Here is a 13,035-nt window from a genome sequence, read left to right as displayed (position 1 = left end):
ATGATCGATGTGCTGATCGTGGAGGACGACTTCATGGTGGCCCGGATCCACCGCGGATTCGTCAACGGCGTCGACGGGTTCCGGGTGATCGGCACGGCGAACTGCGGCGAGCAGGCGCTCACCGCGGTGGCCGAGCTGCAACCGGACCTGGTGCTGCTCGACCTCTACCTCCCCGACATGTTCGGGCTGGAGATCATCCCGCGGCTGCGCACCGCCGGGCACGACTGCGACGTCATGGTGATCAGCGCGGCGCGCGAGTCCGACGCGGTCCGGGGCGCCGTACGGCAGGGCGTCGTCGACTACCTGCTCAAGCCGTTCGACGCCGGGGATCTGCGGGCGCGCCTGGAGCAGTACGCGGCGCGGCGCAGCAACCTCTACGCGGCGGTCGTCAGCGGACAGTCCGACGTGGACCGGGCGCTGGCGCGCGGCGCGGCGCCGTCCGCTCCGTCGGCCACCCTGCCCAAGGGCATGAGCGTGGAGACCGCCGAGCTGATCGAACGCGAGCTGCGGGCGGCCGACGGCACCCTCTCCGCCGCCGAGTGCGCGGCCCGGCTCGGGGTGTCACGGGTCAGCGCCCGGCGCTACCTGGAGCACTTCAGCGTCACGGGACAGGCGGAGGTGTCGCTGCGGTACGGGCAGGCGGGGCGGCCGGAGCGGCGGTACAGCTGGGTGGACAGGCCCTAGGGCCCGTCGCGACGCCGGCATGATCCAAACGACAGGCCCTAAGGCCTCTCCCACGCCCGGCTGCCTCCCTGGTCGACCGGGCCGGCCAGCTCCACGATGTCGTCCGACGCGATGTCGTGCAGCCTGATGGCGAGGTCCTCCAGGGCGCGGCTGGCGGCGAGTTCGTCGCCGATCTCGGGGATGGGCCGGTCGATCGGATTGCGGTGGGCCACGCCGCGGCCGGTGACGGTCGCTGTGTCCTGGGAGGTGCCCTGAGCCGTGTCCTGAGCCGTGTCCTGAGTGGTCAGCACGGCCTCGGCGCGGGTGTCGTCGCCGTCCTCGGTGATGCGGATCTGGACGGTCCAGTTCTTGTCTTCCATCGAGATCACTTCCGTACGGGGTCGGGAGCCCTACTGATGAGCGTGCGCCTGTTGCCGGGCCGGGTCCAGCGCGGGTCGGCGCCCGGCCCGTGGGGGCGCACTCATCCCGGGGGACCAGTTCCGCACCCATCCGCTCCTCCCACGGAGGCATGACAAGTGCCTCCGTGGGCACGATGTGCCGAAAGGTTGCGGAGAGAAGGCTGGTCGCAACGGACCCGAGATACGAGGAGGGCGCCATGAACCGCCAGACCCACGTTCGCGTTCGTGTCACCCGCCGGCCCGCCGCTCCCCGCGACACCAGGGGCGAGATCGACCGGCGCACGCCGTCGGGGCGGATTCTTCCGTACTAGGAGGTCAGGACCGGGCACGGCTCAGGTGACCGGGTCCAGCTCCATGGGCTCGATCTTGCCCTCCAGCATGGTGCCGAGGCCTTGTACGGCGCAGACGTCGGGGCGCTCGGCGATATGGACGGGCATGCTGGTGGCCTGCCGCAGCATCTCGTCGAAGCCGGGCAGCAGCGCGCTGCCGCCGACCATCATGATCCCGCGGTCGGCGAGATCGGCGACCAGGTCGGGCGGGCAGTCGCGCAGCACCTTGCCGATGCTGTCGAGGACGGCGGTGAGCGGGGTCTGGATGGCCGTCCGAACGGCGGCGGTGTCGACCTGGACGGAACGGGCGAGGCCGGTGCAGACGTCGCGGCCGTGGATCTCCGTGGAGGTCGGGCCCTGGGGCGTGAGCCCGTTGCCGGACAGGGCGAGCTGCAGGGGGCGTACGTTCTGGCTCGGCAGCATCAGCTCGTGCTGGTGCCGCAGGTGCTGCACGATCGCGTGGTCCACGGCCTCGCCACCGACCCGGATGCGCTCGGCGGTGACGATGGCGCCCAGGGAGAGCACGGCGACCTCGGTCGCGGCGGCCCCGCACACCATGATCATGCTGGCCTCGGGCTGCTCGACGGGCAGCCCGCACCCGACCGCGGCGGCGATGAGCGTGTCGACGAGTTCCACGCGCCGGGCGCCCAGGCCGACGAGGGTCTCGATGGCGGCGCGCTGGGCCAGCGGGTCGGCGTCGTGCGGAGTGCAGACCGCGGCCCGCAGGAAGGGCTTGCGGCGCAGGGCCCGGCGCACCTTGTCGCCGAGCAGGTGCCGCAGCATGCGCTGCGCCATCTCGATGTCGACGACCGTGCCGCCCGAGACGGGCCGTACGACGCGGATGTAGTCCGGGGTGCGGCCGGTCATCCTCTCCGCGAACTCGCCGACCGCGATGAGAGCGCCGGTCCGGGTGTTGACGGCGGCGGCGGAGGGCTGGTCGACGACGAGTCCGGCGCCCTTCACATAGACGCGCGTCCTGGCCGCCCCCAGGTCGACGGCGAAGTGGCAGCGGCGGAGCTGCTCCAGCGTGGCGGTCATGGGGGTCCTCCCGAAGACGCAGACCATGGGTCCGCCGGGTGGGTGGCGGGCCTCGCTTGGGGTGTGTGGGTCGAGTGGCTCGTGCGTGTGGGGTCGTGCGCGGGGCTGCCGTGGGGGGCGGCCTCTTATCGAATCGTGCGGGCGGCCGGGAGGGGGGCGCCTTCTGGAGGGGGCCGGGTGGGGTGCGGCTGAATGGGGGGTTTTGTTTCTGATGGGAAGTCAGGCGGGCGTGTCGCGGCTTGGGGGGTGGGGGTTTCGAGTATGGGCGGGGAGCGCGTGCGCTGATTGTGGCGGCGGGGGGTGGGCGGCGGGTCGGGGGCCTCTGCCTTGCCGGGGTGTTCCGTGCCCGGGCTGAGGACGGCCGGTCGGGGCCGGCGTCCGAGGGGCGGGGTCAGGGGGGAGTGGGGAGTGGCCGGAGTCCCTGCCCGTGGAGACCGCCCGGCAGACGGTCTGCCGTCCTACGTCTTCGCGGGTACGGCGTCGTCGGTCCGTGGGGTCCGTCGCGAGCCCCCCCGGTGGCCCCATCCGCCGCGTGCGTCGCGGGGCCGGTGACGGGGGCCCGGCGGCACTCGTCGCCGGGCCGAGTGGAGGTGCCTTGTGCCTTTACGCCATGCTCTCGCCAGAGGGTCCGCCGACGACCCCCCGGATCACCCCCAGCTCCACCAAGTCCTGTGGCCGGATCCGCAGCTGGTCCGCCGTCGCCTCCACTTCCTCCGGCCGTCGCTTCAGGATCGCCGCCGCCAACTCCGGTGCGATGACGGAGAAGTAACTGTCCGGCGTGGCCCAGGTGTTGCCGGGTGCCGCCAGGGCCAGCGCCCCGCCCGAGCCGCCCTCGCCGATGACCAGCGTGGTGATCGGGACGCGGGCCCCGGCCACCGCCCCGAACAGGTCCGCGATCGCCGCGCCGACCCCCTGCCGCTCCGCCTCCGCGTCATTGGCGGCACCCGGTGTGTCCACCAGGGTGAGAACCGGGATGCCGAGCCGGTCCGCGAGGCGGATCAGCCGGGCGGCGGTGCGGTAGCCCGCTGGGCGGGTGGCGGTGCCGGTCTGGGCGGCGTAGGCGACGGTACGGCCGTCGTGCGCGCCGAACCCGCAGAGGATGCCGTCGGGGTCGGCACCGCCGCAGCGGTCGCCGCTGATCGTGACGCGGCTGGTGAAGCAGGCATCCAAGTAGGCCTCGGCATGCGGGCGTTGAGCTGCCCGGGCGCGTCGGACCGCGTCCCAGCCCGTGCCGGGAAGATCGTGCGCGCCCAAGGCGTGGGGCACCGTCGCCTCCCGGGCGGGCGGCCCCGCCAGCACCCCCAGCCACCGCCCCAACACCCCCCGCAGCTCCTCCGGCCGGACCACCGCGTCCGCCGCCCCCGTCGCCACCTGCGCCTCCGCCGTGTACGCCGCCGGGTCCGCGTCCGGTGGGCGGACCCGGGAGCCCGCGAAGCCGACCTGGGCGCCGCGCAGGGCAAGGGTCACGTCGGCGCCCGCGCCGAGGGTGGCCCAGCCGCCGCCGGTGGTCGGGTCGCGGAGGACCGCGATCTGGGGCAGGCCGGCTTCGCGGGTGAGTATCGACTGGCGGGCCACGCGCTGGAGTTGGGTCAGGGCGAGCATGCCTTCCTGCATCCGGCTGCCGCCCGTGGCGACCAGGGGGACGACCGGGAGGCGGTGGGCGCGGGCGTAGGTGTACGCCGACTCCAGCCGGTCCCCGGTACGTTCGCCGAGCGAGCCGCCCAGGAAGCCGAACTCGAAGGCCAGCAGTACGGCCCGGGTGGCCGCCACGGTCGCGGTGCCGCAGACGACCGACTCGTCCTCGCCGGTGCGCTCGGCGGCACGCGCGTGCGAGGCGTCGTAGCCCTGCCAGGAGAGGGGGCCGTCCGGGCCGGAGTCCCGTTCCGGGTGGGGGAGTTCCGTGAAGGAGGAGTCGTCGGCGATCCGCTCGATGACCTCGCGTGCCGACAGGCGCCGCTCAGTCATGGGTCAGCGCCCGCTTCATGATCTTCCCCATGTCGTTGCGGGGAAGCGCGTCGAGGTAGTGGACCCTGCGCGGCCGCTTGTGGGGGGCCAGGCGGGCGGCGACGTGGGCCGCCAACTCCTCCGCGGCGGGCGGTGACTGGGGGTCCGCCGGGACGATCCACGCCACGATCCGCTCGCCGAGGTCGGCGTCCGGTTCGCCGGTGACGGCCGCCTCCCGTACCCCCGCGTGTTCGAGGAGCGCGTTCTCGATCTCGCCCGCCCCGATCTTGTAACCCCCGCTCTTGATCAGGTCGGTGGCCTGGCGGCCGACGATCCGAACGTATCCGTCGGGGTCGCGCAGCGCCATGTCGCCGGTGCGGAACCAGCCGTCCTCCGTGAAGGCGGCGGCCGTCGCGTCGGGGCGGTTCAGGTACTCGGTGAACAGGTTCGGGCCGCGCACCTGGATCTCGCCCACGGTCTCGCCGTCGTACGACGTGATCGGCGTCCCGTCCTCCTCCACCAGGCGCAGCTCCACGCCCGGCAGTGGCACGCCCACCGTCCCGGCCCGCGGCTCGCCGTCCGCGCGGACGCTGGTGTTCATCAGCGTCTCCGTCATGCCGTACCGCTCGACGACCCGCTGCCCGGTAGCGGCCGTGATCCGCTCGTGGTCGTGCACGGGGAGCGCGGCCGAGCCCGAGACCAGGAGGCGGGCCTTGCCCAGCGCCTGCGCCAGCCCGGGGTCGTCGGGGAGGGCCTGGGCGATGCGGTGGTACATGGTCGGCACGCCGAAGAGCATGGTCGCGCCGTCGTTCAGCTCGCGCGCGACCCCCTCCGTGCTGAACCGGCCCAGATGGCGCACGGATCCGCCGCGGCGCAGCGGGCCGAGGATGCCGAGGACCAGGCCGTGGACGTGGAACAGGGGCAGGCCGTGGACGAGTACGTCCTCGCCGGTCCACTGCCAGGCGTCGGCGAGCGCGTCGAGGGTGTGGGTGACGGCGCGGCGCGGGATGACGGCGCCCTTGGGCGGGCCGGTGGTGCCGGAGGTGTAGACGATCAGGGCGGGGTCCTCGTCGGAGGCCCGCGGGTCGGGTCGGGAGCGGGGGCCGGCGGCCCGTGCGTCGACGTCGATGCGTTCCAAGTCGCCCAGGGCGGCCGGTAGTTCGTCCCCTGCCGCGGCCAGCACCACCGTCGGCGTGCAGTCGGACAGGATGTGCCCGAGCTCCTTCTCCCCGGACTTCGGGTTGAGCGGTACGGCGGCGACACCGGCCTCCAGCGCCGCCAGTACCGCCACGGCCGTCTCCAGCTCCGGCGTCGCCCAGACGGCCACTCTGCCCGCCCCGCCGATCCGCGCCGCGAGGGCACCGGAGGCGGCGCCGAGCTCGCCGTACGTCAGGGAACGGTCGCCGAACCGCAGGGCGGCTCGCTCCGCCGGAGCGCCCGTCAGGGCCGGGAAGAGAGAGGACACGCGTCGTACTCCTTAAGCGCTCGAAAGTGCTTGCATTCAACTGTTCGCCGGACGCCGACTGTTGTCGCCGTGCCGATCCGCCGTGCCGATCGCCGTGCCGGTCCGCCTACCCCCAGCCCGGCACGACCAGCACCAGCCACACCACCGCGGGCACCGCCGCCACCACGATCCCTCCGTACACCATCAGCTGCCGGAAGAAACGCTCACGGTCGACGTCCGGTGCCGCGGCCAGCACCAGCGCGCCGTTCGTCGAGAAGGGGCTCACGTCCACGACCGTCGCCGACACCGCGAGCGCCGCCACCATGCCGACGGCCCCGATCTCGCCCTGCGCCAGGAACGGCACGGCGAGCGGGATGAGCGCGCCCATGATGCCGACGGACGAGGCGAACGCCGACACGATCGCGCCGATGTAGCAGAGCAGTACGGCGGCCAGCAGCGGTACGCCGATGCCGCCGACGCCCTCGCCGGCCCAGGTGATGGTGCCCATCTCGTCCAGGACGCCGACGTACGTCAGCACACCGCAGATCAGCAGCACCGTCGGCCAGGCGATCTCGCCGACCGCCTTGCGGCTGTCCTCCGGCCAGGCGGCGCTCAGGAGGACGGCGAGGGTGATCGCGGTCAGACCGGCGTCCAGGTCGAAGGCGAGGACGGCGATGACGAGGGCGACCAGGGAGAGGAGGGTGGCGATGCGGGCGGGGGTGAGGCGGGTGGTGGCGAGCGGGGTGGCGGTGGGCGCGGGGCGGGTGACGGTGGTGCCGCCCTCGCGCGTGCCCCCGCTGCCGGAGAGGGGCTCGCCCGGAGTGCCGGTGCCGGTGCCGGTGTCGGTCCCGGGGTCGGTGCCCTCGCTGCCGCCGTCCACCGCCGTGTCCACCGCCCCCTGCGCCCACAGCTTCAGCCCGCCGAAGAGGACGAACACGACCGCCGCGATGACGATGTTGACGATCAGGGAGGCGAGGAAGAGCGCGATCTCGTTGCCGGGCAGCTTCTCGCGCTCGACGATGCCGTTGACGATCGAGCCGTAGATGCTGATCGGCGAGAAGCCGCCGCCCTGGGCGCCGTGCACGACCATCGCGCCCATCAGCAGCGGGCTGATCCCGTAGCGGGCGGCGAAGCTCAGTGCGATCGGCGCGACGATCGCCACGGCGGCCGGGCTGACGGCGCCGATCGCGGTGAGGGCGCCGGTGAGGGCGAACATCACCCAGGGGATGAGCGCCACCCGGCCCCGGACGAGCCGGATCGAGGCGTGCACCAGCCAGTCGGTGGTGCCGTTGGACCGGGCGATCGCGAAGAGGTACGTGACGCCGACGAGGACGACGAAGAGGTCGCCCGGGAAGCCGGCGAAGATGCCGTCCGCGTCGAGGTCGGCGACGAGGGTGCCGACTCCGAAGGCGGCGGCGAAGGCGAGCGCGCCCATGTTGATCGAGCGGGTGGTGGCGATGACGAACACCACGGCGAGGACGAGGATCGAGATCAGTTCGGGGGACATACGGGCTCCCGTCGTTGGGTCCCGGAGCGGGTTGCGGGTTCCACACCCCGCGGTGGCAGGTGGGGCAGTGGTGGTGAGAGTGGGAGTGGCCGAGTGGCTGAGCCAATCAGGGGTGATGGCTGGATAGCGTGGGCGCGCGGCGGCCGGACGTCAAGGGGTGGCGCAGAATTGGCTCAGCCACTCGACCACTTGACCGCCCGGCCACTGGCCCGCCCGGTGCTACGCTCCCGGCGAGAGGGGGACCCCGTGACCGACGACGCCCTGCGCCCCATGACCAAGCAGCGCCTCTACGAGCAGGTGCTCGACCGGCTGCGCGCGTACGTCGCCGAGGGCGGCCTCGGCGCCGGGGACCGGCTCCCGACCGAGCGGGACCTGGCCCAGCGGCTGGGGGTCAGCCGGGCCTCCGTGAAGCAGGCGATCGTGGTCCTGGAGGTGCAGGGACTGGTGGAGGTGCGGCACGGGGGCGGCACGTACCTCGTGCGGGACAGCCTCGACGTGGAGCCGGTCGAGCGGATGGTCGAACGCCGCCGACGCCTCCCCGACGTCCTGGAGGCCCGGGAGGCCCTGGAGACGAAACTCGCCGAACTGGCCGCGGAGCGCCGTACGGAGGAGGACCTCGCGGCGATGCGGTCGGCCCTCGCGCACATGGCGAGGGAGATCGAGGACGACGGACACGGGGTGGAGGGCGACCGCCTCTTCCATGCCGCGGTCACCGCCGCCGCCCACAGCAGCCTCCTCGCCGAGTTCATGCGCTCCATCGCCGACCAGGTCGCCGAGAGCCGCACCGAGTCCCTCCGCCAGCCCCACCGCCCCTCCCGCTCCCTCGCCCAGCACCAGGCCATCCTCGACGCCATCGCCGACCAGCGGCCCGGGCAGGCGGCGGCAGCCATGCGACGGCATGTCCGTACGGTCGCGAAGGTGCGGTTGCTGGACTGGGAGCCGGAGGAGGAGCGGGAGCCGTAGGGGCTACGGCCCCGCCCCCCGCTCGCCTCGCGGGCGACGGCGCCGAGGTCAGGCGGCGCTCAGACGGTGGTCAGGCGGTGCTCAGACGGCGCTCTCCACCACGTCCGCCACCACACAGCTGACGTTGTCCGGGCCGCCCGCCTCGTTCGCCGCGTCGATCAGGGCGTGGACGGCGGTGTCGGGGGCCGGGGCGGAGGTGAGGAGGTGGCGGATACGGGCGTCGGGGACGACGGAGGTGAGGCCGTCGGAGCAGAGCAGATAGCGGTCGCCGGGCTCGGCGTCCCGGAGGCGGAGGTCCGGGGACTCGGTGATGGCCGGGGAGAGGCATTTCAGGAGCAGGGCGCGCTGCGGATGGGTCACGGCCTCCTCCGGCGTCAGCCGGCCCTCGTCGATCATCGACTGGACCACCGTGTGGTCGTCCGTGATGCGGAACAGGGCGCCGTCGCGCAGCAGATAGGCGCGCGAGTCCCCGATGTGCACCAGGGCCAGCCGGGAGCCCGTCCAGAGGAGGGCCGTCAGGGTCGTGCCCACCTCCGCCGTGCCGTCGGCGGCGTCCCGGACCGCGTCCGCCGCGCCCCGTACCGCATCCTCCAGGAGGTTCAGCAGGTTGTCCGCACCGAGCTCCTCCGTCTCCAGAAAGCGCAGCGCCTCCACCGCCGCGCTGCTCGCGGGCGCGCCCGCCGGTCCGCAGCCGTCCGCCACGGCGAGCAGTCGAGTGCTCGCATAGGCGGTGTCCTGGTTGGCGGGGCGGACCCGGCCTCGGTCCGAGTGGGCGCAGTAGTGCAGCTCCAGCATGGTGGTGTCCTTCCTCGGTGTCGCCGACATGTGTCCGACGAGGAACTCGGCGAGGTCCCGCCGCGCGGCCGTCTCCGACTCCACCTGCGCCCAGTAGGCGCGGATCTCGCGGGCGGCGTCGGCCGGCCGCAGTGCGCACACCTGGCGGATCCGGGCCAGCGGCATGCCCAGCCGCCGCAGCCACGCCACCAGCCGGGCCTGCTCCAGCTGCTCCACGGCGTAGTACCGGTACCCGGTGTCCGGGTCGACCCGGCGGGGCTTCAGCAGCTCCAGCTCGTCGTACAGACGCAGTGCCTTGGGCGACAGCCGGCAGGCCTTGGCGAAGGCGCCGATCGTCAGCATGGCCGTGCGCATCCCGGTCCCCTCCCCGTGCCGTCCCGAACCCTTCCGGTTCCTCGCACCGATGCTGTGGCTTCACCAAAGGTGAAGGTCAAGCGGCCTGTCCCGGTTCCGGAAGCGCTTGTTAACCTGCGACCCGCCCGCCCGTTCCGCCCGAAGGAGCCCACCGTGCCCCGAATAGCCCTCGTCACCTGCCGCCCCGGACCGGAGGTCAGCGTCGACCGTGACCTCCCTGTGCTGGTCGGGGCGCTGCGGGAGGCCGGGGCCGAGGCGGACCCGGTGTACTGGGACGACGAGCGGGCCGACTGGGGCGGGTACGACCTCGCCGTGCTCCGTTCCACCTGGGACTACAGCTGGCGTGCGGCCGAGTTCCTGGAGTGGGCGGAGCGGTGCGGCAAGGCGACCCGGCTCGCCAACCCGGCCGAGGTGGTGCGGTGGAACGCCGACAAGCGGTACCTCGGCGAGGCCGCCGCCGCCGGCGTGCCGGTCGTGCCCACCCGCTACCTCGCCCCGGGCGACGGTGTCGACGGCCTCCCCGTCGACCACGAGTACGTCGTCAAGCCCACCTCGGGCGCGGGCGCGCGGTTCGCCGCCCGCTACACGCCCGACGAGCACGAAACGGCCGTACGGCAGCTGGCGCGGATGCACACCGAGGGGTTCACGGCGATGGTGCAGCCGTATGTCAAGGGCATCGACGTCAGCGGGGAACGGGCGCTGCAGTTCTACGGCGGCCGCCTCCTGCACGCCAGCCGCAAGGGCGCCGTCCTCGCGCCCGGCACGCCCTACGACGAGCGCAAGGTCGCCCACCCCGGCCTGGAGCCCTGGACCCCGACCCCGGCCGAACTCACCGTCGCCGAGCGCGCCCTGGCCGCCGTACCGCACGCTGCCGAGCTGCTGTACGCGCGCGTGGACCTCGTCGACGGGGAGGACGGGGAGGGCGGCGAGCCGCGGGTGATGGAGCTGGAGCTGGTCGAGCCGAATCTCTTCCTGTCGCTGCACCCGGCGTCCGTCGCACGCGTGGTCGAGGCGATCCTTACGGCGGCTAGCCGCTGACCGCCACCCGCTGCAACAACCCCCACGTGAACTCGGCCACCACCTCCCGCCGCACCCCCTCCCCGTCCGGCGCCACGAACGCCAGCCCCCACCGCGTCGGAGCCGTCCCCTCCAGGGGCCGGGCGGGGGCGAAGGCGCGGGCGGCCTCGTCGACCGTGCAGGACCAGGGGGTGAGGTCGGAGAGGGTGCGCAGGGGTGGGGGGTCGGCTCCCGGGGCGCGGACGAGCCACTCGTTCCAGACCGCGCCGTTCGGGGCGAGCAGTACCTCGAAGCGGAGGTCGGGCCAGAGGGGGACCGGCCACAGCCAGGCCTCGCAGTCCAGGTCGCCGACCTTGCGGGTGAGAACGGAGTCGGGCGTGCCGAGCACCGAGCGGTAGCGGGAGGCGGCTCCGCGGGCCCGGGGTGAGCGGACCATGGCCTGCCAGCGCTTGTTCGCCTCGCGCATGTCCGGGATGGACACGCCCAGTTCACGGCGGGCGTCCTCCACCAGGTCCGGGTTGTGGTCGGCCATGCGGCGCAGCAGCACCAGCTGGAAGTCGAGGGGGGTGCAGGGGCTAGCGGGGTGCTTTCCGGAGGGCATGTGATCCATCGTCGCCCACGGGGCGGCGGCCGTCGGGGAGGAAGAGGACCGAATTGACGTACCGCGGGCCGCGGAAGGGCAGGACCCGGCGCAGCAGGCCCTGGGCGACGACGTACGAGGTCTCCGCCTGGTGGTTCTCCAGCGGGAAGCGGCTCAGGGGCACCCAGTCGCGGCCGGGCAGGACCCAGCCGTCGTAGCCGAGCAGGGAGAGGTACGTCAGCACCGGGGCGATCGGCTGGATGCGGGACTCCAGCTCGATGAAGAGGGCGGGCCGGTCGCGCGCCAGGATGGCGGTCGCGCCGCGCAGCACCGCGAGCTCGCTGCCGTCCACGTCGACCTTGACGAACCCGACGTCCTTGAGGCCGAGTTCGTCGAGGGTGACACAGCTGACCGGGAGGGCGGTGGCGTGGATGTTCCGGCGGACCAGGGAGGACACCCCGCGGTCGCCCGCGTCGTGCGGGGGCAGCCAGAGCCGGGCCGCGCCGGGGCGCTCGGCCGCCGCGGCCTGCACGACCCGCACGTTGGGCGGGGCCGTCGCCGCGAGCAGCCGCGCGAGGTGGGGGACCGGTTCCACGGTCACCACCCGGCGGGCCCGCCGCGACAGCCGCCGTGTCCACGGGCCGTACCATCCGCCGACGTCCACGGCCGTCCCGCACCCGGCGGGACACAACTCCGCCAGCCGGGCCAGCTCCGGCTCGAAGCGCGGGTACACGGCCCGGGCGACGGCGGCGACCAGGCGGGTGGGCAACAGAGAGGCGACGCTCGCAGCCAGGGTCATGGGGCCATCCGTTGCAGGAGTTCCTCGTGTTCGTCGTCGGAGACCTGCTCCCCGGAGGCCGGCAGCAGCTGGGGGATGCCGTCCACGATCGGGTAACGGCGGTGCAGACGCGGGTTGTACAGCGCCTCGGCCGCCGCCTCCGCACCGTCCGGGCCGTCCGGTACGACGAGGTGCAGCGGGCCCTTGTCCAGCGGGCACGCCAGAATCTGCAAGAGCGGGTCGTCGGGTTTCATGGCGGGGTCAACTCCTTGGAACCGATGGGGGGTTGAGCGGACGGTGGAGGTGGTGGTGCGGGCGGGTCGTGTCTCGGCATCGACAGCAGTACGGCGACGGCGAGCGCCGTACCCGCGACCCGCAGCGCCAGCCGCAGCGGGTCCTCGGGCAGCGTCTCGCCGAACGACAGCGTGCCGAGCACGGCCGTGTACAGGCTGGTCACCGTCGTGCACACCGGCACGATCAGCGAGGCCCGGCAGCGCTGCAGCGCCGCCTGCGACATGACCAGCCCGAACGCGCCCGTGAAGAGCAGGAGATACGGGTACGGGGAGCGGAGCAGGCCCAGCAGGGCGTCGCCGATGCCGTTCGTGGTCAGCCGGCTCGACACCCCCTTGATGGCGAGCGAGCTGACCCCGTACAGCAGCCCCACCGCCACGCCGTACTCCACGCCGGTCGTCGGCAGCCGGTGCCGGTGCCGGGCCCTGCGCTCGGCGGAGTTGTACAGCCACACGCCGGCCGCCAGCGACGGCACGCACACCAGCAGGATCAGGGGGTACGGGGCGGCCCGGCCGACGGTCTCCCCGCCGTCGGGCCCCTCCCGCAGCGACAGCACGACCATCAGCAGCGCGGCGAGGATCGCGCCGAGCGCGTACCGCTCCCGTCCGCTGGTCTCCTCGCCCAGCAGCCGGGCCGAGAGCAGGACGAGGAGGACGAGCCCGGAGACGAAGATGCCCTGCGCGGCGGCGATCGGCAGGGTGCGGTAGACCACGAGCTGCGCCCCGAACCCGGCGGCGAGGGAGAGCGAGCCGCCGATCCACAGCGGGCTGCCGAGCACCAGCCGCAGCAGCCGGGCGGGTTGCCGGATGCTCACCTGCGGAAGTGCGGTGAGCGCCCGTTTCTCCAGGACGAAACCGAGGCTGTACAGGGTGTTCGCCAGCAACGCCGCGGCCACTCCCCACCACATGGTCCA

The 13,035-nt window shown here is 73.5% G+C and carries 13 protein-coding genes; 3 read left to right on the top strand and 10 right to left on the bottom strand.

The features are described from left to right. Nucleotides 1-684, top strand: coding sequence for a response regulator (locus ABIE67_RS15530; protein ID WP_370257441.1), 684 nt, complete (start codon nt 1-3; stop codon nt 682-684). Between the two features lie 38 nt (nt 685-722). Here the strand turns inward: ABIE67_RS15530 and ABIE67_RS15525 are convergent, their stop codons facing one another. The 5 genes from ABIE67_RS15525 to ABIE67_RS15505 form a co-directional block, all read right to left on the bottom strand. Then, nucleotides 723-1,043 (bottom strand): dsRBD fold-containing protein, encoded by a 321-nt coding sequence (locus ABIE67_RS15525; protein WP_370257439.1) that lies wholly within the window; start codon nt 1,041-1,043, stop codon nt 723-725. A 371-nt stretch (nt 1,044-1,414) separates the two neighbouring features. Continuing rightward, the gene (locus tag ABIE67_RS15520) at nt 1,415-2,449 is read right to left on the bottom strand and encodes a rod shape-determining protein (RefSeq protein ID WP_370257436.1); all 1,035 of its coding nucleotides are present in this window, start codon (nt 2,447-2,449) and stop codon (nt 1,415-1,417) included. A 603-nt stretch (nt 2,450-3,052) separates the two neighbouring features. Beyond that, nucleotides 3,053-4,414 (bottom strand): carboxyl transferase domain-containing protein, encoded by a 1,362-nt coding sequence (locus ABIE67_RS15515; protein WP_370257435.1) that lies wholly within the window; start codon nt 4,412-4,414, stop codon nt 3,053-3,055. Next, nucleotides 4,407-5,858 (bottom strand): acyl-CoA synthetase, encoded by a 1,452-nt coding sequence (locus ABIE67_RS15510; protein ID WP_370257433.1) that lies wholly within the window; start codon nt 5,856-5,858, stop codon nt 4,407-4,409. Before ABIE67_RS15510 ends, ABIE67_RS15515 begins: the two co-directional genes overlap by 8 nt. Before the next feature lie 106 nt (nt 5,859-5,964). Next, nucleotides 5,965-7,344 (bottom strand): SLC13 family permease, encoded by a 1,380-nt coding sequence (locus tag ABIE67_RS15505; protein WP_370257432.1) that lies wholly within the window; start codon nt 7,342-7,344, stop codon nt 5,965-5,967. Nucleotides 7,345-7,614: 270 nt separating this feature from the next. Between ABIE67_RS15505 and ABIE67_RS15500 the strand changes: the two genes are divergently transcribed. Beyond that, entirely contained in the window at nt 7,615-8,307 is a 693-nt protein-coding gene (locus ABIE67_RS15500) for a FadR/GntR family transcriptional regulator (protein WP_370268629.1), read from the top strand. Nucleotides 8,308-8,388: 81 nt separating this feature from the next. On the opposite strand, the gene ABIE67_RS15495 is transcribed toward ABIE67_RS15500, so the two are convergent. Continuing rightward, a complete protein-coding gene (locus tag ABIE67_RS15495) occupies nt 8,389-9,456 on the bottom strand; it encodes a MerR family transcriptional regulator (RefSeq protein ID WP_370257431.1) in 1,068 nt (355 codons plus the stop codon). A 153-nt stretch (nt 9,457-9,609) separates the two neighbouring features. On the opposite strand from ABIE67_RS15495, the gene ABIE67_RS15490 reads away from it, so the two are divergent. Next, complete coding sequence (locus ABIE67_RS15490) at nt 9,610-10,494, top strand: RimK family alpha-L-glutamate ligase (protein WP_370257429.1); 885 nt, start codon at nt 9,610-9,612, stop codon at nt 10,492-10,494. Here ABIE67_RS15490 and ABIE67_RS15485 read toward each other — a convergent pair. From ABIE67_RS15485 to ABIE67_RS15470, 4 genes are read right to left on the bottom strand one after another with little or no spacing between them, the layout of a single operon-like run. Further along, nucleotides 10,484-11,074 carry a hypothetical protein gene (locus ABIE67_RS15485; protein WP_370257427.1) on the bottom strand — a complete coding sequence of 197 codons (591 nt, stop codon included), beginning with the start codon at nt 11,072-11,074 and terminating at the stop codon, nt 10,484-10,486. The two genes, ABIE67_RS15490 and ABIE67_RS15485, sit on opposite strands and share 11 nt — an antisense overlap. Continuing rightward, complete coding sequence (locus ABIE67_RS15480; RefSeq protein ID WP_370257424.1) at nt 11,049-11,852, bottom strand: FkbM family methyltransferase; 804 nt, start codon at nt 11,850-11,852, stop codon at nt 11,049-11,051. The genes ABIE67_RS15485 and ABIE67_RS15480 overlap by 26 nt, the downstream gene beginning before the upstream one ends. Continuing rightward, entirely contained in the window at nt 11,849-12,085 is a 237-nt protein-coding gene (locus tag ABIE67_RS15475; protein ID WP_048587122.1) for a Trm112 family protein, read from the bottom strand. Before ABIE67_RS15475 ends, ABIE67_RS15480 begins: the two co-directional genes overlap by 4 nt. Then, the gene (locus ABIE67_RS15470) at nt 12,082-13,029 is read right to left on the bottom strand and encodes a hypothetical protein (protein ID WP_370257421.1); all 948 of its coding nucleotides are present in this window, start codon (nt 13,027-13,029) and stop codon (nt 12,082-12,084) included. The genes ABIE67_RS15475 and ABIE67_RS15470 overlap by 4 nt, the downstream gene beginning before the upstream one ends. Between the last annotated feature and the right edge of the window lie 6 nt (nt 13,030-13,035).

The organism is Streptomyces sp. V4I8 (assembly GCF_041261225.1).
Taxonomy (GTDB): Bacteria; Actinomycetota; Actinomycetes; order Streptomycetales; family Streptomycetaceae; genus Streptomyces.
Note: the sequence above shows the minus strand (reverse complement) of the source record. Positions and strands in the feature narration are given on the sequence as shown.